This window comes from Legionella drozanskii LLAP-1 (assembly GCF_001467585.1).
GTDB classification, from domain to species: Bacteria; Pseudomonadota; Gammaproteobacteria; order Legionellales; family Legionellaceae; genus Tatlockia; species Tatlockia drozanskii.
The window spans coordinates 394614-421450 of the sequence record NZ_LNXY01000020.1; the positions used below are offsets into that span (position 1 = coordinate 394614).

A 26837-nucleotide genomic window follows, 5' to 3' on the forward strand; every position below is an offset into this window, starting at 1 on the left:
TCGAAAGGAGTGAAACATGCGTAAACTCGTACTCTGGGGACATCATGCTGATGAATATCAGGAAATGTTTGATTTATCCAAAGAAGATATGAAAGCTCGAATATTAGAGTATGGTTGCGGACCCAGTGCAGTAAACGCCGAATTAGCAACAACGTCGAAAAATATTATTAGCTGCGACCCTTTGTTTAATTTGGATAAAGATACGCTTTATAGCAAGGTCACCTTGGTTTTTGCTGACATGGTTTCAAGAGTGCTTAAAGACCAGGAAAAATTTGATTTTAGCCGTTATGGTAGCCCCAAGTTATTGGTCGATGAGAGGCAAGAAGGAATTGCTAAATTTTTTGCAGATTATGAAAAGGGTAAAAAAGAGAAACGTTATCTAGGGTTAAGTGAATATGCTCTACCTTTTGCTGATTTTTCTTTCGATTTTGCTCTAAGTTCCCATTATTTATTTGCTGATTTAGATGATCAGGATGTGGATTTTCATTTGCAGGTCATCCAAGAATTAGCCCGAGTTGCCAAAGAAGTGCGCATTTTTCCCTTGATTGATCGTTACAACCAGCCCTCACCTTTTTTAGGACCCGTGTTACTTGGTTTACAACAGGATAATTTTGGCACAGAAGTTAGGGAGGTCGCTTATCATTTGCAGCCAAGTGGCAATGCCATGCTGCGAGTTTGGGCGCAGCAATGCCCCGTTTAAGGGGATGCTGGGTCCGTCGCAACTTCTTGAGAACTCTTTCTACGTGTGAGGATGCCTGTTCGACGTAAAATGAAATAATATGTATTTTATCATTATGATAAATTAGGCTCTTTTATTTAAAGAGCTACCGATGAGAGATAAAAACGAAGAAGAGTTGAGTGACCCACAAAAGATGGGCAAAACTGTGGGATTTACCTGCGGAGCAACTGGAGAAATTATCGATGCAAAAATGACGGCTATGGATGCGACCTGTCGTGGTTTAAAATCAGGCAGCCGGAGCTGCACCCACTGCGGCATCCATAAAATTGTCGTCCATTGGTTTGTATCCCAGAGGTTCGCTGGAGGGTTGTTTTGCTGTGGATTGAGTATCTGGCCATTTCACGCCCAGAGCTCTCGCTTGTTCTTCAAAAAGCCGAACGCAGTTTGAACGCTCGTATTTGCTTTCAGAACTTTGGGTGAATTGAAGAAATTGATTGATCTGGTTTGTAATCAAATCACACAATGGTTTATGCAATAACACAACAAAACGTTCTTTGGTTAAATAAAGCGAACCAATTAAAGCTTGCTTAGTAAATGGTTTACTTTGTAAATCTTCGTACAAATTATTCATTTCATGAACCAACTTTTTATTGGTTTTTCCTTTTCCAAAGAAAGCAAACATGGGGCTAAGTAATTGAGGGTGTAAATTACGCGATAGACGCCATTCAATATGAGAAATGAATTCTAAAATATTCAGTTTTTCTATTTCCGCCACTTTGGTTTTCAGTACATCTATTTTTTTAGTAAGAAATTTGATTTGTTGCTCATTGTGACCCTGTTTGTTCAAAAGGTTTCTAAAAATAGTAAGATGCATCTCGATAAAACTTGCGGTTATTTGCCTAACAACCGGGGTAACTTCTTCGGATGGGTTCCGTAATGAAAATAACTCAAGCCTTGATTGGTTGATTAACGAAGAAAGATAGCCGTCTAAGGTGTCAATTTTTAACAATAAGGTATCTTGCAAAGTTGTTGATAATTCGGAAGGGGTAAATGTTTTAAGTAGACCGTAGTAGCTCAGTAAATCAATCCCCTCTTTCTCTTCAATGGATTGCCTAAGAGCAATCACAGAAGGTAGTAATAGCGAATTATTCAAAAGCAGATTTTCTATGCTTAAATGAAGCGCATCAAGCTCAAAATTTAGCGCTTCGAGCTTTTCTTGAATAGCTATTGCACCGTCTTTGGTAGATAAACGTGTTTTATCTAACTCGAGTGCTTCTTTAATTCCTTTTGCAGTATCTGACATAACATATTCCTTATGTTAGCTCAAATAAGTCCGAGTAACTTTTAAACTAAGAACCCCATTTGCGGCGCTTTATTCTAACGACAAGAAAAGCTTTAAAACTTGTAAAATCGGTCTCTAACCTCTGTTACCTCATTTTATTGCTAAATCCTACATCAGTGTTTAAGTTAATACTGGCTATTGTTGGCTAATTTAAAGACCTCCAATCATGCATTTATTGCAAATTTTTACTTTTAGGATGCTTTAACTCACAGGTTTTATCAAAATTTTGTAAAACTCAGAGTGACAATCCCTTATGCAACGATCTTTTTGATCATTTGTCAATATATTATTCGAAATTTATAGTTTTTTTGGTTGAATCCTCTTCGATTTTTGCTTTCTTATCAGTAAACTCTGTCCTTTCCTATTTTTGCTGTAGTATTTCCCGCTGGGGTAATAGCAGGAGTTTGTTATGTATTCACTAATTCGTCCTTTACTGTTTAAGCTGGATGAAGAAAAAGCGCATGATTTTTCCTTATCGATCTTAGAGTGGATGCCCAAATTGTGCTTTAAGCCACCTGCTGGCCGAGAAATAACTGCCATGGGATTAACGTTTCCTCATCCAATTGGTTTAGCTGCTGGTTTAGATAAAAGTGGCGAGCACATTGATGCTTTAAGCAAAATTGGATTTTCTTTTATCGAACTGGGTACTGTCACTCCCTATCCACAGATAGGAAATCCTAAACCCCGTCTTTTCCGCTTACCCAAAGCGGCTGCAATTATCAATCGCATGGGTTTTAATAATTTAGGTGTCGATGCTTTGGTCCGCAATGTAGTTAAAGCAAAATATCGTGGTATTTTGGGGATTAATATCGGTAAAAATAAAGACACCCCTTTAACAAGAGCGGCGGACGATTATTTGCATTGTTTAAAGAAAGTTTATGAGCATGCGTCTTATGTCACCATCAATATTTCTTCTCCTAACACCCCAGATTTGCGTTTATTGCAGCAAGAAAAATTTTTTCGTCATCTTCTTGGTCAATTATGCGAAGAGCAAAAGCGGTTGTCGGATAGACATCAGCGTGCGGTGCCTTTAGTGATAAAACTCTCCCCAGATGAATCGGATGAAGGCTTGAAAGAAATGGCTGAAGTGATTGTCGAACTAGGTATTGCGGGCATTATCGCAACGAATACGACTTGCGCACGCGATGCAGTGTCTTCTTTAGCTCATGGAACAGAGCAGGGGGGCTTAAGTGGTCGTCCCTTAGCGGAGCGTTCAACGCAATGCTTGCGTGTACTAAAACAGGTCGTAGGTAATGACGTGACTTTAATCGGAGTTGGCGGCATTGATAATCCCACGGTGGCTCAGGACAAAATAAAGGCAGGTGCACAGTTGTTGCAAATTTATAGCGGTTTAATTTATCAAGGGCCGGGTTTGGTTGCAGAGTTGTCTCAAAGGTTACAATAATGACAAAAATAATAGTCGCTGTCGCGTCAAGTTTTTATCCCCTCTCCCCTTGGAGGCGAGTGGATTTTAGAAATTACCTCACTTTAACTTTCTCCCTTCGTGGGCGAGTGGATTTTTAGAAATCCCTCTCCTTTCAAGGGGGAGGGTTTTTAAACTACAACGCGACAGCGATTACCATCGAATCGCTGCCAATTTTCCTTGGCGTGTAGCTCTATTTAGCGTTACAATTCAGGCCACCTAATGCCAACCTAATCGCATACTAATGAATAAAAAGCCTCTTGGCAAAACTGGCCCGCTGTATCGGCGCTTGCTGTCCTATGTTAAACCGTTTTGGCCTGTCCTGTTACTAGGCATATTTGCTAATATTCTTTACTCCGTTATTGACGCGGGTTTTACCTATATGATGCGTCCTTTTCTTGATAAAGGGTTCATCCATATCGATTTGGATTTCGTTAAAAAAATTCCTTTTATTGTTTTGATAGGTATCACGGTACGTGGATTAGTCAGTTCTTTGGGTAGTTATTGTATGACCTGGGTGGCTCGCTCGGTCGTCAAAGTGTTGCGTCAGCGTGTTTTCTCCCATATCGTTAAATTACCTGCCGATTATTACGACGAAGCGACTTCAGGACAACTGCTTTCTAAAATTCTTTACGATGTGGAGCAAGTGGCGCAGGTAAGTGCTGATGCCTTAACTGATTTTGTGCAAAACACCTGTTTGGTGATTGGTCTGCTCACTGTGATGTTTGTGATTTGCTGGCAATTATCGCTCATGTTCCTGTTAACGATTCCTTTTGTTGGATTCATTGTGGCTTACACCAACAAACGTGTGCGTCGCATTAGCCATAAAGTACAAAAATCGATGGGTGAGGTCACTGAAATTGCTGGTGAAGTGATAGACGGTTATCGTGTGGTGCGTATTTTTGGTGGTGAGCAGCATGAGGTTGAGAAATTCGATCGAGCCACCGAGATTTCGCGAAAAAATGACATGAAAGTGGCTGTTTCTAAAGCGATTAACGTGTCGGGTGTGCAATTTGTTATTGCTGTGGGAATCGCGGTAATTATTTTGGCAGCGATTCAATTATCAACCGTCATTACCATTACAGCAGGTTCTTTTCTTGCCATTATCGCGGCGATGCTGCAGCTCATTAAACCGATGAAAACGTTAACGACCTTGAATGCTCAGATTCAACGTGGGTTAGCAGGTGCTGAGAGTGTATTTGATTTGCTTGATAAGCCGGTCGAAAGCAAAAAAGGTAAGCGACTCACGAAAAAAGCAAGAGGTGCCATCGGATTTGAGCAGGTTAGCTATGCCTATCGCCAAGGCCAACCGGTGCTGCATGAGGTGAGTTTTAACATTGCAGCAGGTGAAACAGTCGCTTTAGTGGGTCATTCTGGTAGCGGTAAAACGACAATTGCTAGTTTGTTACCACGATTTTATGAACTCAAAAAAGGTCGTATCACTTTAGATGGTGAATCGATTAGTGAAATGGCTTTAGACAGTTTGCGAGAGCAAATTGCCCTAGTGAGTCAAAATGTCACACTATTTAACGATAGTTTGGCAAATAACATTGCTTACGGCCGTTTTGATGTCAGTCGTGAACAGATTGAGCAAGCGGCGAGGTTTGCATTTGCAGATGAATTTATTAGACGATTGCCCAAGGGCTATGACACGCGTGTAGGTGAAAATGGAGTACTCTTGTCAGGTGGTCAGAGGCAGCGAATCGCGATTGCGCGAGCTATCCTAAAGGATGCTCCTATTCTCATTCTTGATGAAGCAACCTCCGCTTTGGATAGCGAATCAGAACGCTATATTCAAGTGGCTTTGGAGCAAATTATGCAAACGCGGACGACTTTAGTCATCGCCCATCGCTTGTCAACAATTAAAAGAGCAAATAAAATTGTTGTTATGAATCAAGGACATGTCGTTGAGCAGGGTTCGCATCAGCAATTACTGGACTTGGATGGACACTATGCTCAATTGTATCGAGTGCAGAAATTGGGTGTCGAACACGAAGAAGTTATCGCATAATGTTATTCAATATCGATAAATTATGGTATAAAAAACACCCATTGCGTTGGGTGCTTTGGCCCCTTGCTTTAGTTTACGCGGTTATTACTAAACTTCGTCGTTTTTATTTACAACGCTTTCATCAGCTACAATTTCCCGTGCCTATCATTGTAGTTGGTAACTTAACCATAGGTGGTGTGGGAAAAACACCTTTGGTTATAGCTTTAGCAAAGCAATTACAAGCTAAGGGATTGCGTGTTGGAATCGTAAGTCGGGGTTATGGTGCGGCGATTAAACGATTTCCCCACGAAGTTTCTCTTGATGATGCAGTAAACTGGGTCGGCGATGAGCCTTTTTTACTAGCAAAAAAAACGGGCTGTCCCGTGGTTATTGCTCCCAAGCGTGTTCAGGCAGTGAAGTATTTGTTGAATAAGCACCAAAGCCAAATCATTCTGAGTGACGATGGCTTGCAACATTATGCTATGGGACGAGCTATTGAAATTGTGGTGATCGATGGCTTGCGTCAATTAGGAAATGGGTTATGCTTGCCGGCAGGACCGCTGCGGGAAAGTGCCCAACGTTTGCAAAAAAGCGATTTCATTGTTGTTAACGATGGTGAATGGCCGAATGCCCATCGGATGACTTTGCAACCAGGTAAGTTAACGCAGCTTGTAACGGGACTTGAAATTTCGACTGAGAGTTTGTCGTCGCCAGTTGCTGCTATTGCAGCAATAGGTCATCCGCAACGATTTTTTAATACCTTGCAAAATATGGGATTAGCAATAATAAAATATCCTTTTCCGGATCATCATCATTTCCAGGTAAAGGAATTACAGTTCGTAGCAAAAGCCGTAGTAATGACAGAAAAGGATGCGGTTAAATGCCAATCTTTTGCAGCAGACTCTTGGTATTTTTTACCCGTAGAGGCAAAATTAAGCGACGCATTTTGGCAGGCGCTATGGTCACATGAACAACTACAGGGTTGCATTTGAAATGAGACATATAGGATTGCGCAAGTTGATTGGAAGCTTTGTTTTTTTCGTGGCAAGTATTTGTGCTGCGGAATCAAGTGATCCAACAAAGATTGAACCGCAGAAGATTGAAAATAATGTAGCGACCAACAATGCCTCGGAGGCTTATTGGGTATTCTCCGGTATAGTGACTAACGAAAGCGGTGAGCACTACAATTACTATTTCCAAATGCAACGTAAAAACACGCAATTTTATGCTGCGGCCACCCTCATTGACAATCAAAGTAAAAAAGTTCTGTTATTTGAAGAGAGTAACGCAGTTGTTGAACATCCTGACGCAAAAAATTGGCGAGTCGGAAAGGCTTTTATGCAATTTAATCCAATCAATAATAGCTGGGTTTTTGGCGTAAAAACGGATGCAAATAAAGGGTTTAATTTTAAAGTTGATATGTTAGGACAAGCGATTAGTGCTCCGATTAGCCAAGATTTACGCTCTGGGGTTGAGTTGCTCATTAATCAAACCGGTCGTTTAAATGGCCATTTACAGACAGGTGCTAACACAAAAGATCAATTTGTTACAGCACCCAAAGCCTGGTTTAAGCAAGTGTGGGTGAGCCAACCACAAGAAAGTTTACATCCCTTGACCGGTGTTTTATGTCAATTTAATGATGGATCTGGCTTTTATGCCGTCAATTTACAAGAACCAGATGCCTTAAGAGGGGCCATAGCCGGATGGCGTGATGGGCAGGGTGCTGCGACTGCTATGTCTCAGTTTGTGTCTGTTAAAGAAACAACACAAGAAGGAATCTGGCGCATTGGTATCCCCTCTCCAAAAGTTCAGCTCATTTTCCAGGATGCATTGGCAAGAGAAAAAAGAACGCATCAACTGATTGCAGGGGTTACCGAGGGTGAAATGCCTGGATTTTGCACAATAAGTAAAGATGATATTGGCTAGTTTAGCGTTTTAAAATGCACTATATACTCATGATTCCATTGCCATGATTGGCTTTGGTCTAATGAAATTTGAAACGATTTTACCGCTTTTGTATCCAATTCACTTGCTTGATTATATAACAAAGCAAATTCAGCAGTATTTTCTATCAATGGTGATAAAAGAAAGCCTGATTTTGCCATATTTCTAATAAAGCGGTATTGTTTTTTTATGCCATTTTGCAGCTCGAAACTGATTTGTAATGGAGCGGGTTTGAAGAAAAGAATGGCTAAATATCCTCCCCACGTCGGTTTAATCTCAATTTGAGCGAACAAGGGATGAGTCGTTTTAGGAAGCTCTATTGTCTCCCCTAAAAAATGCGTTTCACTGACTAATAATTGCGTAGAGTTTTCGGTAATCGGATTCCTTTTTTGTAAGAATAAGAAACCATTTTTAAATTCAACAGGTTGATAATTTGCAATTAATAAGGGCCAACTAGAGCCGTCCTCTAGAGAGGGAATTCTTTCATCGATGGGTTCTATTCTAAAAATAATATTATCCGGTCTGTTGTTCCCCAATAAATGCCTTCTATTTTTTTCGGCTAAATTGGCAGTAAACACGGAATAGCTTTGAAATACTGGGCGGGGCGACCAGGTATTAGGAGAAGCGATCAAATAGGATTGATTCGAAGAATAAATATCCGTCGTTCCTAATAAAGAAGGAAAGGAACTGCGCTGCTGCAGAAAATTCATTGCGAGCTCAAAATCCTTCCTGAAGCTATTTGGGTCATTAATCCTATGTTTAAGTCCAAACCAGGCAGCCGTATAGGTGGATTTGAAGTTATTAGCTATTGAAATAGGGGTGTAATGGCTGTTGATATAAGACCAAGTATTCAGCGAAAAAAGAATAAGAAGGAGCGTTAGCTTGGAATTAAACATAAATGGAAGCATCAGTGCAGCAATGAGAATCGATGAACTCGCGATGAATGCATGCCCGTAATGGCGTGTGAATCCTGTTTTAAAAGAAAGAAATAAGAAGATAAAAAAAATCCCTAAAATAAATAATCGAGCAGTCGCTGGTAACTGTTTCCTAAAGACAATAAACAAAAAAATGAGCACAGAATTAACCAGATATAAAATAATTTCATCATGAATACCGTCAACTGACATGGCTTCCGTGAAACTAGAAGCGAGAGAAATAGTGCTACTCATATAAGGTAATAAATTATTCACGGATTGCCCTGCGACAAGCCAAAATAACACTAAGGAGACAAGGGGGGAAAGGAGGCAAAGAAGAGCCGATTGATTTTTTTTATTGATTAAAAAATACCCTGCGCAAAGAGCTGCAACGAGTGCACACAAAATCAGAAGTGAGCCTTTGATCAAAGGGAGTAAACCAAAAGGGGCAAAAAATAAGACTAAATAGAATCTGTGAGCTAAGCCAGTTGGTTTTTCACAAGCATTCATTTTAAAGCAAGCTAATCCAACCAGAAGTGGGTAAGAGAACAATAATGAATCCCGCACATAAATCATGGTTAACAGCAGACCGCAAAAGAGCAGAGTCCAATGCCATTTAATTCCTCTCATTAAATAAAGAAAACACATCCAGTAGGATACAGCCAAATAGAAACTCCCACTCATCATCATTAAATCAGTGCTCGGGTGATAAGCTTTGGTATAGATGGCGGAATAAGGGCCGAGAGTAAAAACGATGTCCTTACCAAAGGCAAGGCCTAGAGCCAGCGCTTGATTTAAGCCAAGAGCCCAGGATGGATCAAGACCTGGAGCAGGCATTTTGGGAGAGAAAGGCACAAAAACGCTGATGGTGATCACTAATAGGAAGGATTTTAAAAACAGATCAATGAGGGCGTTGAGCTTGAAATGAGTAAAAGGTTTTATTTCCTTATTCAATGCGCTGTCCTATTATTTGTTATAAATAAGCCCATCCTACTTAAAGAATGGGTATAGAATTCGTCATTGTACTGCAGTACTCACCCTAGGTGAAATGTGAGGAAAAAAATGAATTTACGGGATTTACAGTATTTTGTAGTTTTAGCAGAGGTCATGCATTTTGGTGAAGCAGCAAAACGATGCCATGTGAGCCAACCTACACTCAGTATGCAGATTAAAAAGCTTGAAGAAGAATTAGGATTGACTCTCTTTGAGCGAAATAACAAACAAGTTATGTTGACTGAGCAAGGGAAGGCTTTAGTGGGGCGTGTGCAAGAAATCTTAGCGCAAGTGGCAGAAATTAAAGAAATAGCGCGAGCTTCTGCCGATCCTTTTGCTGGCGAGTTACGTTTAGGGGCAATTCCTACTTTGGCACCTTATTTGTTGCCTCAGATTATGCCAAAAATTCAAACGAGTTTTCCTAAGTTACGTGTGTGGTTAGTTGAGGACAAAACGCATCGTTTAATTGATAAATTAACTTCTGGGCAACTAGATGCAGCATTGATGGCGATACCGGTTGAGGGCGAGTTTGATAAGCAAATTCTTTTTGAAGAGCCATTTTATTTTGCTGCCGCGACTCACTCATCAATAAAAAACAAAACCGAGATCCAGATCAAAGAATTAGTTGATCAACCAATCCTGCTTTTGGAGGAGGGTCATTGTTTACGTGAACAAGCGATGTCGGTGTGTCGCTTAGCAAAGGCGGAAATACGTGCTGATTTTACCGCAACCAGTTTAGAAACCTTGCGGTTGATGGTGCAGTCAGGAATAGGAGTAACTCTTTTACCGGCGTTGGCTATTCAGAATACAGAAGCGAGTAATTTACAAATTCTACCCTTTGCTCAACCCGCGCCTTCACGCTCAATTGCTCTCTATTGGCGACCCAGTACAGCCAAGTTGGCGTGTCTAAAAGCGTTAGCACAATTGATTAGCTCGATAATTCAGCCTTTGCTAAAAGAGACGGGGGTGTAGGTAAGAGCTAGGCGTCATCAGGCTACAATAATTTTCCCTCCCCACAGTCCCTCGCCCGCGCAAGAAGCTCGATAACTAGGTGGGAATAGAACACGGATGTCTGAGAAAAATTTTTGGGCTATAGGCCTTGGCCCCACCTACGATAGCTGATGAATCTTAATTAACATCCCCGCTTGCGGATGGTCAAAATAATAAGTATCTCCCCCTTTTAATCGTTGTTTTTGCGCAAATACAAAGGGAGATTGCTGATTGTCTGGCGTCGAGAACAATAATTCGGTATTCAACAAATAATAATTCGAGCGTTGAATGCGCAGAGAGCCTTCGAGTTCCCAACCATCGCGATTAATTTTGGGGAGGGCGATAGCACGTTGATTATTGAGTGGCTGTAGCCAAGTGTAATGTAACAAAACACGATATTCAGGTTTGCGATGTAAGGCCCAATATTCTTCTCGTAATTGTGAAGAAGAGGAGGGTAGTAAATGATAAGGGGTTAATTTTTTAGTAGCCTCTGTTTGTAATGGAATAGCCTTAGCACTTTCGGAGGATAGCGTTGAGTGGAGGGATAATTCCGGAGTGAGAGCAGAGGTTCGTTGATGCGTGAAGATAATCAAATCGACCTGATAAAATGTAGCGGCATTTTCTTCTGCTTGCACTAAGCAAGACATGAGGATGAAAACCATCGTAATAGCGATTCTGACCATTTTTTATTCTTCTTATTATGAGTTTTTGAGAAATTATACCGAGGTGTTATCAAGGTGTCAGCATTGTTCCTTTGCTCATCTCTTGTTAGAGTGATCATTCCTTTTGATTCCTATTAGTTTATGAGCAAGTTTGTGGAAATTAAACAGCTAAGTGTTGCTTTTCAAAACAAGGATAAATGGGTTACCGCCGTTGACAGGCTAAATTTTATGCTGCATCCCGGAGATACTCTCGCTTTATTGGGTGAATCGGGTTGTGGGAAATCGCTGACTTCGCTAGCGTTAATGCGTCTTTTGCCACGCAATGCAGCCTACGGCCGCACCAGTGAAATCAAAATTGATGGGCAAGATATCTTGGATATTCCTGAGTCTGTGATGCGTTCATTGCGTGGCCGAAGACTTGCTATGATTTTTCAGGAACCCATGACTGCGTTAAATCCTGTGCTCACCATTGGCGAACAGCTTGTTGAAATTTTAGAAAAACATCAGGGTGGAGTTCGCCGAATGAAACAACGGTTGGTCGAACTGCTTGAAGAAGTAGAAATGCCTAAACCGACATTGCGACTTCAACAATACCCACATCAGTTATCGGGAGGGCAGAAACAACGGGTCGTCATTGCCATGGCTTTGGCTGCAAAACCCGAAATATTAATCGCTGATGAACCCACCACCGCATTGGATGTCACTATTCAGGCGCAGATTTTAGCTTTATTGAAAAAATTACAACGGCAACATCAAATGAGTATGCTACTCATTACTCATGATTTGGGTGTCGTAAAGGCAGTGGCCGATCGCGTTTGTGTGATGTATGCGGGTCAAATTGTTGAGCAAGCTGCTGTGGACGATTTTTTTTCTCAAGTGTTGCATCCCTATTCTCAGCAATTGCTCGCTTCACTACCTAATTTTAACAAACGACAACAGCGATTACAGGCCATCCCCGGTGCCGTGCCGACTTTAGATAGTTTACCTGAGGGATGTCGGTTTCATCCACGTTGTGCACATGCTTTCTCACTCTGCGATTTTAAAGAACCGCAATTACAAGTTATTCAGCGGCGGCAGGTACGTTGCCATTTATATCCCGAACATGAGCAACCGCCAGCGTTAACCGTTCAAGAAATAGAGCGCAGGGTTGTCAAGGAAAGTCATGAGCTATTATTGGAGGTCAAACAGTTGATGGTTCATTTCTCCACAAAGAGAAAATTATTTCAACGAAAAATAGAACCTATCAAGGCGGTTGATAGTTTGTCTTTTGATTTATATAAAGGGAAAACCTTAGCATTAGTTGGTGAGTCGGGATGTGGAAAAACGACCACAAGCCGCGCTTTATTGCGCTTACAACCAATCACTAGCGGGGAAATTTATTATCAAGGTCACAATGTGAGGGCTTTAAAAGGTAGAGGGTTACGCGAGTATCGTAAAAAGGTGCAGATTATTTTTCAAGATCCTTTTTCTTCGATGAATCCGCGGATGACTGTGGGTGAGATCCTAGCAGAAGGGATGCTCGCTCAAGGATTCAGTACAATGCAGATTCATAAAAAACAACAACTCCTTTTAGAGCAAGTCAATTTACCCCGTAATAGCTTACATCGCTATCCGCACCAATTTTCGGGCGGTCAGCGCCAACGAATTTGCATTGCACGAGCCCTAGCTACTGAGCCTGAAGTATTGATCTGTGATGAGCCAACGAGTGCTCTGGATATTTCGGTTCAGGCGCAAATACTGAATCTATTGAAAGATCTGCAACAAGAATCAGGATTAGCCTATTTATTCATTACGCATAACATGGCAGTCGTTTCTTACATCGCTGACGAGGTATTAGTGATGCATGACGGAAAAATGGTGGAGCAAGGAAGTTGTGAAAAGATTTTAAAACATCCTGAGCAAGCATACACACGTCAGTTGTTAGCCAGCGTGTTACAAATTAACTCAGAACAAAATGAACTATTCGTCTGAGGTTGAGACTTTAGTTTGATTGAAACTCCATTTGGCTTCATTTCGGTTTCTAAGGTATTTGTTTGTTGAGCGAGTTGCTTGACTCTGAAAACATAGGGATTCAACTCCTAGACAACGGTTCAGACTAAGGCTTGCAAGAAGCCTTTATGCATAAAGGCTGGCTGTCTCTTCCATTTCTTGATTGTATTGCTTTCGTGCCTCTTCTAAGGTTTTAAGCTTGTCTTCGAAAGAAGTTAGCTTAGCCAGTAATGAATCTTGATATTTTTCCGCACCTTCGCTAGCTCTTGGCGTGAATTTCTTCTTGCCTTCATCAATTGTTTTTTCGAGCTTTAGAAAACTCTCTTCGTTAGGATTTTCCTGATAAGCATTTAAATCACTTTCTAGTTGCGTCACAAACTCCTCTCTTTCTTGGGCATCGGTTTTATATCTACAGAAACAACTTAAGGCGATTGACGCATTTCGTGAGATAAAATCTTTGAACCAATAGGTTTCTGCCCGTTTTGCTAAATAAGCGACAAAAATTCCGGGGCTTTCAGGAGCTTTACTGAAATATGAATCGATTTTATTTTGAATTCTTTGCGAGAAAGCGGGTGTAGAAACTATAGGATCTCGCATAAATTCTAAAAGTTTTTCTTCTTGCTCGCGGACTATTTCAAGATAATTTAGTATTGCTTGATTCTTTGTTTTTCCAATCATTTCTAGATAATCTGAGTTATTATCCACTGCTTTGGACACTGTTATAGCCAAAGCAATAAAATGCTCTCCAGAAGGACCCGAATCTCTTCTAAGATTAAGAGAGTCAATTTTTTCGTTTAATCGAGCATAACGCTCTTTGATAAGCTTTAATTCTTCTATAGTTGTAAATTGGTTAAGTCCTCCTTCACCATTAATCAAATGACCAATCCGTTGGAGTTGAACTTTAAAAGCCCGATTATTTACCTTATAAATTTGAGTCAGGAGATCTGTATTTTTATCGACTACAGAGTGTATTTCTTCATTTAATGCTTTACTATCTTTCGATTCTACTGTCTTTGCCTTTTCGATGAGTTCTTTGTATTCGTCTTCTATGGAAGTTAGATTACCCTCGAGATAATTATTCAGAGCATTGATATGAATAGCTAATTGATCCTTGAGTTCTTTACTGCCAGTAGCCGCTATTTTGGATAAATTATCCTCATAATCCAAAAACAGGGTTACAATTTTTTTGGCTAATTCTTGTTTTTGAGCAGGATTTAATTCCTCTTTCGTCTCTGCGACGAGTTTACGATATTCAATTTCATAGGTTGCTAATACACGAAGCCGTTCAACAATAGCAATATTACTTTCTATTTTTTTTGCAAAATCAGCAATTCTTGTGCTGCAAGTTTCTCTTTGACCCGTTTTGAGTTTTGCTCTTTTTTCTTGTAATTGTCTAAAGTCATTAACTACGCCTTTTTGTTGTTCCTCAAGTTCTGGGGGGACTAGCTCTAAATGACTTTTCAGATCATGCAATTCAGCAGACTGTATTTGAAATGCTAATTTAACTTTTTTATGTTGTAATTCCTTGAGTTCAGCCTCTTGTTCCGGCTGCCTACTTACTTGATTGGTTAGGTCTTGAATAGACTGTGTTAACTTGTTCAACATTTCCTTTAATTGAATAAAATCTATTGGATTGCTGTCCTCGTCGATTTCTAACGCTTTTATTTGAGCAGAGTAGGAATCATCAATTTGCTTACTGAGCTCTAAGATGGATGAATCACGAAAATCTTGCTTGCTCCGGAATAACTGGCTAATTCCTTGTAAAGAAGGAGAGCCTGTTTTTTGTTGAAGTGAAGTTTCTTTATTTTTAATCAATTCTAATAATCGAGTGCTATCATTCTCTTTAATAATCTCATCGAGATCTTGTTGCTCGGCTTCAATTCCAATTAATTTATATTCAAATTGACTATAGGCCGCATCCAATTGCGCATTGACATGGGTGAGTTCTGCAAGCCTGGTCTCTAATTTAGCTATTAAAAGAGGTTGTTTTTCATGCAGTTTTATCTTATCTAACTCAGCTAATTCTTCTCCTTCTTGTTTTATTATCTTATCTATAGCGGATTGTTGTTGACTTAAGCTTTCTTGATATTGCTCCTGTAAGACATAGAGCTTGGATGGAGGAGAGGCATTAGCCTGAACTGATTCGGCAGCTGCTGTGATATCAATAGTTAATTCCCTTTCTATTGCTTTGAGCTTAGTGTCGACAACCTCAATCAAGTCGTCGGTATCATAATCGAAATCACTAGGTCTGAGGATGGTGGTATAGTGAGATCTCATATTAATGATATTGTCCCAGTTGAAACCACGCCGTTTCTGGGCAATTTCAGCTGTTTTGTAACACTTATCAATTGCTTCCTTACTCCATTCATCATCAGGATGTTCTAAATAAGTTAATAATTCGTCTTTAGGTACCTGAGTGGTGGGTATATAGCGACCTGAGCTCGCAAGCGCCTTTCTGTATTCTTCTAACTTTGGTTTTGCTTCTTCTAAAAATTTTATACGTCCGAATGCCTCGTCTAAAAGTTGGCTTTGTTCATATCCGTAATGATTAATAATTGAGCGTTTAGAATCACTGAAACGTCTGGTCACTTCTGCTACTTGGTCATTGTGTACATCCCGAAGATAGCCACTAAATTTAGCAGCAACTGGGACCTGTAGTCTGCGGATTTGTTCTAACTGTTCGAAGGCACTAGCGATTTTTTGTTTTTTTTCTTCAAAACGAGCTTTCATTGTTTTCTCAGACATCCTCGCTAAGGCCAATTCACTGTCATTTTGGTTTTGCTTGATTTGATGAATGTGTCTATCAGTGGTAATAATTTCTTCATTAACCAATTTAATTTGTTTAGTTAATATTACTTTAGCCCGCTCAATAACTTGACTATAAAGCTCATTAAGTTCGGCTGCAGGAGCAAGGTCTGATGCTTCAAAATGATCGTGCAGATACTCTAAATGGGCTTTATAAGCTTGTTGATTTTTCCGGTGGGCATATAACCCTGTTTTTGGGTCTTCTAGCTTGTTTTTATAAGCTTTAATAGTGAGTTCTAATTGTTTTTCTTTATCCAGCGTTGCATCAGGGAGTTCAATGTTAAGCCTAGCTTCAGGTTTCTGTGCAATCAGCTCATCAATCTTTTGCCCAACTAACTTTTCATATTCCACGAATTGCAAGTGACTTTGTTTTTCTTTTACTTGATGAATACGGTTATCAACAACCTCTAATTGTTTTGCAGTGGTTTCCTGCCTGGATTTTAATGCTTCGCTAGCCGGAGCGAGTATTTCTTTGCAAAGCTCTAGAAAACCTGGAGTTTTATTATCAGGAATAGGATGCGAATGTTCGGGATTTAAAAAGTTTTGGTGAGCGATTAGCTTTGAGCGATATGCTTCCAATTGCTCAATTAATTTACTACAAGCGCCGATATCGTCAGGTGCTTCCTCTCCTTTTTCAACGAGGTCAGAGGTTGGAATATCATTCGGGTGAGCTTGCCTATCTTCGAGGAAGTCTTTAATTTGGTCTGGGTATGCCTTTAACAACTCAGGTGCGTTTATTCGATCTTGTAATAATCGGATTTGAGAATCGAGTTCTGTCGATATTTTTTCAACCTCCTCAATCCTTTTCTTACCGTCTTCAAAGTCAGCGATTAATGCTTTTTTACCCATTTCTTTGTGTAGGTCGAATTCCTCATTAAATTGAAAAGGATCTTTATTGTAGAGGTCAATCCAGATTTTTTTAATTATTTCCTCTAAGGCCTCTAGATCTTTACTGTTCCCATCCTTTTTTATCTTTTCGGCAGCGAGAATATTTTTTAAAAGATCCGAACTCGCAAATTCGTCTGGTAAATCTAATTTTAAATTTGTCTCATTCCAATGTTGATTAAACACTTTAAAATTATTAATCACATCTTGGAAGTTCATTTTTAGAAGCTCTTCTTTTAGCTCCTGTAATTTTTCCAATTGTGTTTCTAAAAATTGTTTCTCTCCCTCGATAGCTTCCGAATCTAAATTTACCGGAGACTTAAGTAAGTCATCGGATAATGACATCTGTAGTTTGATTTTATTATTAATGAATATATGCAGTTCTCTAAACTTAGCAAATGGCGATCCATCCTTAAATCTCTCTTCTCTTCTTTCATTTTTTGTTCTTAAATAGCTAAGATTTTGAACATTATGTGCTTCATAAATTTCCATACGAGCGTTTAACGTATGCTGCATGTTAAGTAAAGTGGGTAGTACTTGACCTTTTAAATAATTTTGGAATAGTGTAGGAAATATTGAAAGCGCTTCTAATTTATCCTCTGTATTCTTTGGAATTAATTTGACTAAAAATTTCTGTAACGCAATACCAGCATAATAAGTTTTCTCATCAACAATTTTCGGGGTCCAGTTTGAGTCTAAGTAGCTAAAATTTAGCTTAACTTCAAAACCTTTTCTCCCTACTGCTATCATGCCATCTATCATTTCAGTCAAATCAGCAATATTATACAGCGCCTGCAATACCTTATCGGAATAGGGAGACTCCTCTGGAACGACTAAATCCAGGCTAGGGTCTATAGATAGCTTCATATCTTCAGGAAGGAGTGCTGGGTTGACAAAATTTCTTTGACTCTCATCAGTTTTATCCATTCCTGCACTGTCACGCTTAAGCGACGACTTGGACGCAACTTTTTCACTCGCATCAATTTCTTTAGGGGAAGATAACAATGGCTTCTTACCCTCTTTGATGCGATTTAAGTCTTGTTTAAGTTCATTTAATGCTTCAAGTAGAATAGTCATTACAACCCTTCATTGGTTGTTAAAAAGTTGGGAGTCAAAAATTACTTTTAGATAGTTTAATTGTATCTAATTAATATTAACGAAATATTAACAAATGGTCAGGCTGCTTGATAAAAAGACACTCCATTGCGGAGTGCCTTTGAGTTCGATTGGGCGTTAACTGAGTCGAGCACTAAGAAAATTACTGAGCTCGGGTAAACCGACGCTGTTTATCTCATCGCTATTTCTTGCTTTGTATTCAAGAGCATTGTTTTGCAAATTGCGCTCACTGACTACAATACGATGAGGAATTCCCATTAAATCACTATCTGCAAACAACACACCAGGGCGCTCGTTTCTATCATCGAGTAATACATCATAACCTTGCTGAAGAAGTTGCTGATAAATGGATTCTGCGGTTTCCTTTACTAAGGGTGAGCGATGACCATTGATTGGCACAATAACTAATTGAAAAGGAGCAATATTTTGTGGCCAAACAATGCCCCGTTCATCGTGATGTTGCTCAATGGCAGCTGCAACAACACGTGAAATTCCTAAGCCATAACAACCCATAATCATGGTTTGCAATTGACCTTCTTCATTAATAACAGCTGCATTCATGGCGCGAGCATATTTGTCACCTAATTGAAAGACGTGGCCTACTTCAATTCCGCGGCAAGAACGCAAATGCCCTTGACTATCAGGGCTAATATCGCCTTCTTTCACTTTGCGGAGATCATAAGCTTCTTGATACTGCGCGTCTCGTCCCCAGGCGGCATGGAGATAATGTTTATCGACTTGGTTTGCGCCACAGATGAATGCACTGTGAGCAAGTGCATGATGATCGACAACGATTGGAATATTTAAACCAACAGGTCCTATATAGCCCACCGGGGCTTTTAAGGTTTGCTGAATTAGTTGATCATCGGCGAAGCATAGAGGGGATTTAACGAGAGGGTGTTTACTTGCTTTGACTTCATTCAGTTCGTCGTCGCCGCATAAAACTAAAGCGACTAATGGAACTTCTTTTCCTTGTACAATTAAAGTTTTTACTATCTGCTTGTTATCCACGCCCAAAAACGCTGCAGCCTCAGCGATTGTTTTCTGATTTGGAGTATCAACAAGGGTCATCTCTTCTTTAGGAAGCGAAGTTGCTTTTTTTGGTAGTAAAGAAGTTGCTTGCTCCACATTGGCTGCATAACTGCTGCCATCGCTATAGAAAATTAAATCTTCACCTGAGTCAGCCAGTACTTGGAATTCATGAGAAGCTGAGCCGCCAATCGCACCGGTATCTGCTTCTACTGCTCGATAACGTAAGCCGAGTCGATCAAAGATTCGGCAATAAGCTTCATACATATCATCATAGGTTTGTTGTAAGCTTTCTTGCGATAAGTGGAAAGAGTAAGAGTCTTTCATAATAAATTCACGAGCTCGCATCACCCCAAAACGTGGTCTAATTTCATCGCGAAATTTAGTCTGGATTTGATAGAAATTTACAGGTAATTGTTTATAAGATTGCAATTCATTACGCATTAAATCGGTAATCACTTCTTCATGCGTGGGGCCAAAGCAATATTCGCGCTCATTGCTGTCACGCATTGTTAAAAGTTGGTCGCCAAAAGTTTCCCAACGTCCGGTTTCCTGCCAAAGCTCAGCAGGTTGCACTGCGGGCATGAGTACTTCCATTGCCTTAGCATGATTCATTTCTTCGCGCACAATTTGTTCAACTTTACGCAAAACTTTAAGGCCAAGAGGTAGCCAAGTGTATAGTCCTGAGCCTAATTTACGAATCATACCTGCTCTTAACATGAGCTGATGTGAGACAATCTCCGCATCATTAGGAGTTTCTTTTAGAGTAGTTATTAGCCATTGAGATGCACGCATGCCAGCTCCTGAGGGGGGTAAAAATCAATACCGATAATAGAATGGGTAAGAAATTATACCCAAGCTACTTCGAAATGCTAGATTTTAACGATTTGCTTTTTTGTCTGGTGTCTACGCGAATGAATAGAGCCAAGTCTTACTTACTCTTACCAGAGTCAGATCTACTTTCTTATTGAGCAAACAAAAGAATTCCTGTATTTTGAAAGCCCGCATAGGAGATCAGCAAATGAATACCATTGCTCTTATTCAGACCTTCTGCAAAGTGGTGCAATGCCGCAGTTTTACAGGAGCAGCTAAACAATTAGCGATCTCGCCAGCTGCTGTCAGTAAGCAAGTGAGTTTACTGGAGTCTGAGTTAGGAGTTTCCTTGTTGGAGAGAACGACACGCAAAGTCTTATTGACTTCTGTGGGACAAGTCTATTATCAAGAGGTGCAAACGGTGTTGCAGGCTTTAGAGCAAGCAAACTCTGTCGTCAGCGCATCGCAAACTGAACCGCATGGATTATTACGGGTAAAAAGTTCACGCTATTTTGCCGAAACAATTATTTTGCCACGATTACCAGCTTTTTCTGCGCGATATCCTCAAATTAATTTGGATCTCCAAATTGCAGAACAAGTTCCCCATTTACTTGATGAAGGACTTGATGTGGTTTTTGGAATGTCAATTTCAGTGGCCTCAAATTCAATACAAAAAAAAATCACCACCACTCGATATGTATTTTGTGCCTCGCCAGAGTATCTAGAACGATTTGGTACCCCAGAAAAACCGAGCGATTTACAGGATCATCATTATTTAACTCATAGTATGCGAAATCCCAACGATCAATGGATTTTTCCTTCAGGTGAAACGGTTTATCTAAACCCTCGGCTTTATTTGAACGATGCTGAAGCACTTTGTGATTCCGCTTGTCGAGGTTTGGGTATAACTGCACTGCATCATTATCAAGCTGCTGAGGCATTAAAAACAGGCAAGCTTGTTGAGGTCTTGTCAAAGTATCGCATGCCGATTATTCCTGTTTATCTTTTTTATCATCCCGCACGATTCATACAACCTAAGCTGCGGGTATGGATAGAAATCATGACCGCTGATTTAGATTCGTTCATGTAATCTACATTAGAAACAATAATAACTTTTTTTTTGTATTATTTATGGTATGATTGGACATTTTTTGATTTTGGTTTTTATATGGCACTTGATTTTGATGAAATTAAAAAAAATCAGAATAGACTCAATCAACATATCATAGATTGGAATTCTGTGGTTGCGAGAGGGGAGTTATTTAGGGAACGTCAAAAGCATTTTGATCGGCAAAAAAATCAAATTTTGAAACTAGATACTCTCAATTCAGCTTCTGATTGGTTTGCTTATGAGAATGTATTAATTGCATTAAAGCTCAAACTCGAGTCTTTAGTTAGAGATGTACAACTTCTTGATGCTACAGCCAAAATCGATCTTCATCTTTATTTATTGGTAGTACTCCCCTTATTAAATGAGAAGAGTCTCACTGATCGCAAGTCCCAAATTGAACTTAGAAAAACCGAACGTTTAGCCGTCATCTTGCGGCTTCAGCAAACAGTTGATTCAGCACTTATGGTGCTTGCTCCTAATAGAGAAAGAGTCTTCGCCATTAACTTAGCTGAGTTTAGAGTCGATTATGAGAAAGCTTATGTTACTCAACATGGCCAGGGTTGTTGGGGTTTTTTTGCCTTGCCTTTCAAATACTATTATCGCAAAAGTTCGCGCTCAGAAGAACTTAGATTTCTTGAAGACGTCAATATTTATTTGCAAAGCGGTGCTGGTGCTACACTTTTTCCGCTAGCTAAAGAAAGGTTTAAATTAAGTGCTTTGAATTTAGTGCGGATTAAGATAAATACGGAAGAGCATGGTAAGACTAGTCAGCTAAAACGTCTCATTGAAACTCGATTAGAAGATGCTGGTTTATCTGGTAATAAGAATACTGAGATTATTAAAAATTTTATTGATTTGTGTCAAAGCTGCAACATTAATGTTCCAGAGTGTCTTGTTACTAATTTTGAAAATAACTATAGACCTATTCCATCAATGTAGCTATTGTCTGCACTACCTAAGAATTTCCACCAATTTTTCACGTTCCCGCGAAGGAAATCATACTAATTGAAAACATTCGCGGGAATCCTATAATTTATGGGTATAAGCGGTTACTTAGGGGCATCCAACCCAGATGAGCTCAGTACTTTCTGTACTTTTTCAGCCAAATTATTATCCTTTGCGTGATCAAGATGTTCTAAGGTCGATGAGTAATCTTTGAAAGTCACTTTACCTGTATTGACATCGTAAAGAGCGCCTACTAAGCCTACGCTTTCTTGTTCAATCATTAGTTTTAAAATCTGACTATCGTGATAAATTTGTTGCAGGGTATTGGCTATATTAAGCTCAGTAACATTCTTTACGAAATGATCGTTTTTAGATGTTCTATCGCCGGTGGTTTCCGTTTCAGCCGAGACGGCAGGCTGAATCTTAGCAAGCAATTGAGTAATATGACCTTTTTCAACGTGATCACAAGCTGCTTGAATAGCACCGCAACGAGTATGGCCTAAGACGACAATTAATTTTGTCCCCACAACGTGACAAGCATATTCTATACTGGCTAAAACATCTTCATTAACAACGTTTCCTGCAATCCGTACGCAGAAGATATCACCAAAACTCATATCAAAAATAGTCTCTACGGGCACACGCGAATCAATACATCCTAATACCACAGCAATTGGATGTTGTGTTTTAGCGGTATATTTAATATCAATGTTGGTAATTCGATGAATACGTCTGTCTTTAAGAAAGCGCTGATTACCTTCTCGCAAGATAGCAAGCACCTGATGAGGCATTAAGTTAGATTGAACGTCATAGGTGGTTACATTGATAAAATCAATAAAATTGTGAATATCATACTTATCTTGGAAACCAACTAAATTGAGTGAGATTTGTTTTAAGGGTGCTTGCTCATGCTGGAATTCTTTAATAAATTCAATGATTTCTTTATCAATATAATCGGAATACCTTGCATCGATAATAAGCTGAGAATTTTTAGGTATTGAACTAAGCTCAGCGACTAAAGATGCTTTATTTAAAAAGGTAATTTGTTGCGGTAAAACTAAACGGTTTGTTTCACCTGTGGTGTAAATTTCTTTGATAATATCCAAACGAGCGGTTGAGTTGGATTTTAAAATATAAAACAGACTTATCGCCAAACCTATAAGTATGCCCGTTAAGAGATTAAAAATGACAATACTAACAACGGTTGCAATAAAAGGGATAAATCTATCCATGCCCTGTTGGAAAATAGTACGATAGATGGAAGGTTTAGTTAGTTTATATCCGGTAAAAATTAAAATAGCGGCTAATGAAGATAAAGGTATTTTATTGAGCCAATCTTCAATGAGGAGTACGGCTAAAAACAGAAATATCCCATGCAAGATGGTAGACATTTTTGTTTTTGAACCTGCTTGGATATTAACAGAAGTTCGCACAATCACGGAGGTCACTGGAATGCCGCCAATTAACCCAGCAGCTAAATTTCCAAAACCCTGAGCAACCAATTCTTGATCTTTGGAACAATAACGGTGTTTCTTATCCAGCTTTTCACCTGCTTTGACGTTGAGAAGGCTCTCCATTGAAGCGACAATAGCAATGATAACGGCATAGAGATAAATTTTAGGATTGGACCAAGCTGACCAGGCGGGGTACTGCAATTGGCTTAATAAATCCGTAAAACCATTGTGGCTGGGAATATTAACAAGATGAGGGTAATTTTGGGCAAAAGAGGAATGCGTAAATTGAAAGGCTTCATTCATTAAAATACCGGCAACAACAACAATAATTGGCGCTGGAATTCCTTTAATCCATTTTATTTGTGTTTTTTCAAAGAAAATCAATAAAGCAAAAGAAATAAGCGAAATAATCGACGCCCCAGTATTAATATGCTGGGATAGTTCATAGAGAGGATTAAGTGCAAGACCTTCAGTGGATTCTAAAAGATGACCTTCAAGTTCTTTAAGATCCGTTGATAAAGTGAAGGCCAAAGGCAGTTGTTTAATAATTAAAAGAATTCCAATTGCACATAAAAGACCTTGTACAACATTCGAGGGAATATAATCAGCCACAAAACCTGCCCGCAAGCTCCCAACAATGATTTGGAGAATTCCTGCAAGTAATAAGGCTAGAAGAAAGCTATTAAAATCTCCTAACTGAGAAAGTGCGGCTAAGACCACCGCAGCCATACCTGCTGCAGGACCACTCACACTCACCTGTGATCCACTCAACGCTCCAACAACAACCCCACCAATTATTCCGCTTATTATTCCAGAGAATAGTGGAGCTCCTGAGGCAAGAGCGATGCCTAAACAGAGGGGGACTGCAACAAGAAAAACAACGATACCTGCAATAAAATCAAATTTTAACTGGCGCTGTTGGTAAATACGTAATTTACGAAAACGAGTATTCATTGTTTCAATCATAATTTATACACCCATGGTTTGGTGGCTGCAATAGTAACCTAAGTCACATTATCTTTACAAGAAAGATATATTTCTTAACCTTTTTGTAAATATATTAGTAGTCTAATAGAGCTAAAGGATAGATTCTAGAGTCGAGTTTTATTGATAGGAAAACAAGCCTTATCAAACTTAACTTCTTATTTATCCAGGTTATTTATATTGATAAAGACTGATTTTTTCATAGTTTTCTTAAGGAAATATTAGTATGAAAAAATTTTGCAGTTAGTGATTCTTTTGATCAGAATGTTGTCCTGCGTTGTGCAGGATAGAGTTATGGATTGGGCCTACATTCCACCTAGCCTTGAGGCAGCGAAGCGGTCAAGCTTTATAAGCTTTCTAGTCTAACGAAGGAACTCCGTTGATAGAATGAACCTTGATTTCGCCTTGCGGAATCAAGGTTATGCTTCGGAAAGAGAAGCTATAGCAAGGGCTCTTCCTCTGTCAATTCTGGTATTTCCTCTTCAAATAATACTGACTCAAGCTCATCCCTTGTATTAATTAGCTGATTTTCCAAATTTTTAAATTGCCATAAACCTTGATCCATCAATTGGCTAGGTTTAATACTTTGTAAAGCATGCAAAATATTACTTGGAACTTTGGGATTCTCTTCGGCAAGCTGGTCAATGAGCCTTCCAATCCGCTTGCGAGCTAGGTTTTCCTGTGAGCCACATAAATTACAAGGAATGATAGGAAAAGCTTGTTCTTCTGCAAATTTAATGATGTCACGTTCTTGAGCATAGCAAAGAGGACGAATAACGATGTGTTTTTTATTGTCGCTTAATAACTTAGGCGGCATAGAACGTATATCTCCATTGTAAAGAATAGACATCATTAAGGTACGAATTAAATCATCGCGATGGTGGCCTAGAGCAATTTTTGTATATCCATGCTCTTCAGCATAGCGATAAATAATGCCCCGTCTCAATCGAGAGCAAAGTGAACAATAGGTTTTGCCTTCAGGTATTTTTTCTTTAACGATAGTATAAGTGTCGCGAGTTAAAATCTCATGAGGAATATTTCTTTGATGAAGCCATTCTCGTAATTGACTATCGTCCCAACCAGGTTGAGCTTGATCTAAAGTAAAAGCAAACACTTCAAATTTATTATTCGAGCGTTTTCGTAAATGATGCAATAAAGTGAGCAGAGTAAACGAATCTTTTCCGCCGGATAAACACACCATTACTCGGTCGCCACGTTGAATCATATTGAAATCGGCAATGGCTTTACCCGTATAGTGTAAGAGTTTTTTTTCGATTATAGAGGGGTTCGTAGACATAATTACAACCTAATAAAATGAAATTTAACGGATGAAAAAATAGATTTATTAATCGATAAAATTCGTCCGCGATGAGAGTTATTTAGTAACATTATTCGAAATTTGAGGCGGGAAGCTAGTGATACGAGTGGTTTCTAACCAAGAATTAATCTCTTCAATATCATTGACATTCAAAGTTCCTGCCAGATATTTTAAATTTAAAAAGGCATTGATTAGATTATATTGATCACTCGCAAGTTGTTCTTGAGCTTCAAACAGCCGTTGTTGCGCATTAACTACATCAACCATGGTTCGTGTTCCCACCTGAAACTGGGCTTCTGTGCTTTCTAACGAATTTTGTTGAGAAATAATGGTTTGCCTGTCGGCTTTTACTTTTGAAATACCATCGATAATTGTATTAAAGGCAATACGGCTGTTGACCTCCACATCGCGATAAGTCTGCTCTAACTGTTGACTTGAAGTCTGAAAATCATATTGTGCTTGTCTAGTTTTTGCTTCAACCAATCCCCCTTGAAATATAGGAAAGTTCATCGCAACTGCTAAACTGGCAGTCGTTTGCTTGAAGGGAACGAAAAATGAGGTTGTGCTGTCTGTTGCATTTACATTGGATTGGATATGAGTTTGTAGCGCATTCCCTTGCAAGGCAAAAGTCGGCCAGCTTGCAGATGATTGTGTTTTAATGTTTTCACGTGAAGAAAGCAAACGATATTTAGCCGAAAAAAGCTTATAATTTTGTCTTAGCCCTGTATTAACCCATTCAGTGACATTATCAGGTTCAGGTTTAACTAAGGGGATGCGGCTATCTCGAAGAGGCGAGAGGTGCTCGTACACATGATTGGTCAATTTACGTAGATTTTCATTTTGATTAATCTGGTTATTTCTCGAGGAAATAACTTGAGCAACGGATTGGTCATAAGCTGCTTTGGCTTCATACACAGAGGTAATGGCATCTAAGCCCACTTTAAAACGCTGTTCTGCCTGATCGAATTGGCGTTTATTAGCCCGTTTTTTTGCTTCCGCAAAGTTGAGTGTATCTTTGGCTAGTAAGATCTGGAAGTAGGCACTGGCAGTGCGTAGAATTAAATTTTGTGCTGCATCATTAAAGGTGGCTTGCGCCGCTTTAACTGAGGCTTTGGCTTGTTGAACCTGAGACCAGGCTTGGTAATTAAAAAGTGCTTGTGATGAGTTAACCTGCCAGTAATTACTATTATAAGTACTCACCAAAGAACCATCTGCAGTCACCACGTTCTCATAGTTACGAGCAATTTGTGCTTTTATACCCATTTGCGGGTATAAAGCGGAACGAGCTTGAGGAATTGCCTCAGAGCTGGACATATAAGTGCTATAGGCTTGCTTAAATAGAGGATCATTATCCAGCGCTTGCTGGTAGATATCCATCAAATCGGTTGCGTGCGACATGAAAGGTACGCCGAAAGCGAACAGCAAGCATAATAGCGTTTTTTTCATACAAA

The 26837-nt window shown here is 39.5% G+C and carries 17 protein-coding genes; 9 read left to right on the forward strand and 8 right to left on the reverse strand.

The genetic code is table 11. The annotated features are described in order from the left end of the window. Positions 1 to 16: 16 nt before the first annotated feature. Positions 17 to 700 carry a class I SAM-dependent methyltransferase gene (locus tag Ldro_RS06115; RefSeq protein ID WP_058495515.1) on the forward strand — a complete coding sequence of 228 codons (684 nt, stop codon included), beginning with the start codon at positions 17 to 19 and terminating at the stop codon, positions 698 to 700. Positions 701 to 965: 265 nt separating this feature from the next. Here the strand turns inward: Ldro_RS06115 and Ldro_RS06120 are convergent, their stop codons facing one another. Next, entirely contained in the window at positions 966 to 1982 is a 1017-nt protein-coding gene (locus tag Ldro_RS06120) for a hypothetical protein (RefSeq protein WP_058495516.1), read from the reverse strand. A gap of 448 nt (positions 1983 to 2430) precedes the next feature. On the opposite strand from Ldro_RS06120, the gene Ldro_RS06125 reads away from it, so the two are divergent. The 4 genes from Ldro_RS06125 to Ldro_RS06140 all read left to right on the forward strand — a co-directional run bounded on the left by Ldro_RS06125 (position 2431) and on the right by Ldro_RS06140 (position 7360). Then, positions 2431 to 3426 (forward strand): quinone-dependent dihydroorotate dehydrogenase, encoded by a 996-nt coding sequence (locus Ldro_RS06125; protein ID WP_058495517.1) that lies wholly within the window; start codon positions 2431 to 2433, stop codon positions 3424 to 3426. 262 nt (positions 3427 to 3688) lie between these two features. Beyond that, the gene (gene msbA / locus Ldro_RS06130; RefSeq protein ID WP_058495518.1) at positions 3689 to 5455 is read left to right on the forward strand and encodes a lipid A export permease/ATP-binding protein MsbA; all 1767 of its coding nucleotides are present in this window, start codon (positions 3689 to 3691) and stop codon (positions 5453 to 5455) included. Beyond that, entirely contained in the window at positions 5455 to 6426 is a 972-nt protein-coding gene (lpxK, locus tag Ldro_RS06135) for a tetraacyldisaccharide 4'-kinase (RefSeq protein WP_058495519.1), read from the forward strand. Before msbA ends, lpxK begins: the two co-directional genes overlap by 1 nt. Beyond that, positions 6401 to 7360, forward strand: coding sequence for a hypothetical protein (locus tag Ldro_RS06140; protein ID WP_193786633.1), 960 nt, complete (start codon positions 6401 to 6403; stop codon positions 7358 to 7360). Before lpxK ends, Ldro_RS06140 begins: the two co-directional genes overlap by 26 nt. Here Ldro_RS06140 and Ldro_RS06145 read toward each other — a convergent pair. Next, on the reverse strand, positions 7357 to 9246 hold the full coding sequence (locus Ldro_RS06145; RefSeq protein ID WP_058495521.1) for a hypothetical protein: 1890 nt from the start codon (positions 9244 to 9246) through the stop codon (positions 7357 to 7359). The genes Ldro_RS06140 and Ldro_RS06145 overlap by 4 nt on opposite strands. 108 nt (positions 9247 to 9354) lie before the next feature. Between Ldro_RS06145 and Ldro_RS06150 the strand changes: the two genes are divergently transcribed. Further along, complete coding sequence (locus Ldro_RS06150; protein ID WP_058495522.1) at positions 9355 to 10257, forward strand: LysR substrate-binding domain-containing protein; 903 nt, start codon at positions 9355 to 9357, stop codon at positions 10255 to 10257. A 137-nt stretch (positions 10258 to 10394) separates the two neighbouring features. On the opposite strand, the gene Ldro_RS06155 is transcribed toward Ldro_RS06150, so the two are convergent. Next, the gene (locus tag Ldro_RS06155) at positions 10395 to 10958 is read right to left on the reverse strand and encodes a CsiV family protein (protein WP_065235906.1); all 564 of its coding nucleotides are present in this window, start codon (positions 10956 to 10958) and stop codon (positions 10395 to 10397) included. Between the two features lie 120 nt (positions 10959 to 11078). On the opposite strand from Ldro_RS06155, the gene Ldro_RS06160 reads away from it, so the two are divergent. Then, on the forward strand, positions 11079 to 12908 hold the full coding sequence (locus Ldro_RS06160) for an ABC transporter ATP-binding protein (protein WP_058495524.1): 1830 nt from the start codon (positions 11079 to 11081) through the stop codon (positions 12906 to 12908). 144 nt (positions 12909 to 13052) lie between these two features. Here Ldro_RS06160 and Ldro_RS06165 read toward each other — a convergent pair whose 3' ends face one another. Together Ldro_RS06165 and Ldro_RS06170 are read right to left on the reverse strand one after the other, a co-directional pair. After that, positions 13053 to 17693 (reverse strand): hypothetical protein, encoded by a 4641-nt coding sequence (locus Ldro_RS06165; protein WP_058495525.1) that lies wholly within the window; start codon positions 17691 to 17693, stop codon positions 13053 to 13055. 156 nt (positions 17694 to 17849) lie between these two features. Then, positions 17850 to 19556, reverse strand: a complete 1707-nt coding sequence (locus Ldro_RS06170; protein ID WP_058495526.1) for a proline--tRNA ligase — start codon at positions 19554 to 19556, stop codon at positions 17850 to 17852. Between the two features lie 226 nt (positions 19557 to 19782). Between Ldro_RS06170 and Ldro_RS06175 the strand changes: the two genes are divergently transcribed. Continuing rightward, positions 19783 to 20664 carry a LysR family transcriptional regulator gene (locus tag Ldro_RS06175; RefSeq protein WP_058495527.1) on the forward strand — a complete coding sequence of 294 codons (882 nt, stop codon included), beginning with the start codon at positions 19783 to 19785 and terminating at the stop codon, positions 20662 to 20664. Positions 20665 to 20742: 78 nt separating this feature from the next. Further along, positions 20743 to 21624 (forward strand): hypothetical protein, encoded by an 882-nt coding sequence (locus tag Ldro_RS06180; protein ID WP_058495528.1) that lies wholly within the window; start codon positions 20743 to 20745, stop codon positions 21622 to 21624. Between the two features lie 110 nt (positions 21625 to 21734). On the opposite strand, the gene Ldro_RS06185 is transcribed toward Ldro_RS06180, so the two are convergent. The 3 genes from Ldro_RS06185 to Ldro_RS06195 all read right to left on the reverse strand — a co-directional run bounded on the left by Ldro_RS06185 (position 21735) and on the right by Ldro_RS06195 (position 26832). Further along, positions 21735 to 24050, reverse strand: coding sequence for a bifunctional SulP family inorganic anion transporter/carbonic anhydrase (locus Ldro_RS06185; protein WP_058495529.1), 2316 nt, complete (start codon positions 24048 to 24050; stop codon positions 21735 to 21737). A 457-nt stretch (positions 24051 to 24507) separates the two neighbouring features. Further along, positions 24508 to 25365 carry a tRNA 2-thiocytidine(32) synthetase TtcA gene (gene ttcA / locus Ldro_RS06190; RefSeq protein WP_058495530.1) on the reverse strand — a complete coding sequence of 286 codons (858 nt, stop codon included), beginning with the start codon at positions 25363 to 25365 and terminating at the stop codon, positions 24508 to 24510. A 78-nt stretch (positions 25366 to 25443) separates the two neighbouring features. Further along, positions 25444 to 26832, reverse strand: a complete 1389-nt coding sequence (locus Ldro_RS06195; protein ID WP_058495531.1) for a TolC family outer membrane protein — start codon at positions 26830 to 26832, stop codon at positions 25444 to 25446. Between the last annotated feature and the right edge of the window lie 5 nt (positions 26833 to 26837).

What these genes read in the sequence shown, in the direction of transcription:
- ttcA (WP_058495530.1), bottom strand. Translation starts at nt 25,365, where the DNA reads ATGTCTACGAACCCCTCTATAATCGAAAAAAAACTCTTACACTATACG.
- Ldro_RS06155 (WP_065235906.1), bottom strand. Translation starts at nt 10,958, where the DNA reads ATGGTCAGAATCGCTATTACGATGGTTTTCATCCTCATGTCTTGCTTA.
- Ldro_RS06150 (WP_058495522.1), top strand. Translation starts at nt 9,355, where the DNA reads ATGAATTTACGGGATTTACAGTATTTTGTAGTTTTAGCAGAGGTCATG.
- Ldro_RS06115 (WP_058495515.1), top strand. Translation starts at nt 17, where the DNA reads ATGCGTAAACTCGTACTCTGGGGACATCATGCTGATGAATATCAGGAA.
- Ldro_RS06175 (WP_058495527.1), top strand. Translation starts at nt 19,783, where the DNA reads ATGAATACCATTGCTCTTATTCAGACCTTCTGCAAAGTGGTGCAATGC.
- Ldro_RS06120 (WP_058495516.1), bottom strand. Translation starts at nt 1,982, where the DNA reads ATGTCAGATACTGCAAAAGGAATTAAAGAAGCACTCGAGTTAGATAAA.
- msbA (WP_058495518.1), top strand. Translation starts at nt 3,689, where the DNA reads ATGAATAAAAAGCCTCTTGGCAAAACTGGCCCGCTGTATCGGCGCTTG.
- Ldro_RS06165 (WP_058495525.1), bottom strand. Translation starts at nt 17,693, where the DNA reads ATGACTATTCTACTTGAAGCATTAAATGAACTTAAACAAGACTTAAAT.
- Ldro_RS06195 (WP_058495531.1), bottom strand. Translation starts at nt 26,832, where the DNA reads ATGAAAAAAACGCTATTATGCTTGCTGTTCGCTTTCGGCGTACCTTTC.
- Ldro_RS06180 (WP_058495528.1), top strand. Translation starts at nt 20,743, where the DNA reads ATGGCACTTGATTTTGATGAAATTAAAAAAAATCAGAATAGACTCAAT.
- Ldro_RS06160 (WP_058495524.1), top strand. Translation starts at nt 11,079, where the DNA reads ATGAGCAAGTTTGTGGAAATTAAACAGCTAAGTGTTGCTTTTCAAAAC.
- Ldro_RS06140 (WP_193786633.1), top strand. Translation starts at nt 6,401, where the DNA reads ATGAACAACTACAGGGTTGCATTTGAAATGAGACATATAGGATTGCGC.
- Ldro_RS06125 (WP_058495517.1), top strand. Translation starts at nt 2,431, where the DNA reads ATGTATTCACTAATTCGTCCTTTACTGTTTAAGCTGGATGAAGAAAAA.
- Ldro_RS06170 (WP_058495526.1), bottom strand. Translation starts at nt 19,556, where the DNA reads ATGCGTGCATCTCAATGGCTAATAACTACTCTAAAAGAAACTCCTAAT.
- lpxK (WP_058495519.1), top strand. Translation starts at nt 5,455, where the DNA reads ATGTTATTCAATATCGATAAATTATGGTATAAAAAACACCCATTGCGT.
- Ldro_RS06185 (WP_058495529.1), bottom strand. Translation starts at nt 24,050, where the DNA reads ATGATTGAAACAATGAATACTCGTTTTCGTAAATTACGTATTTACCAA.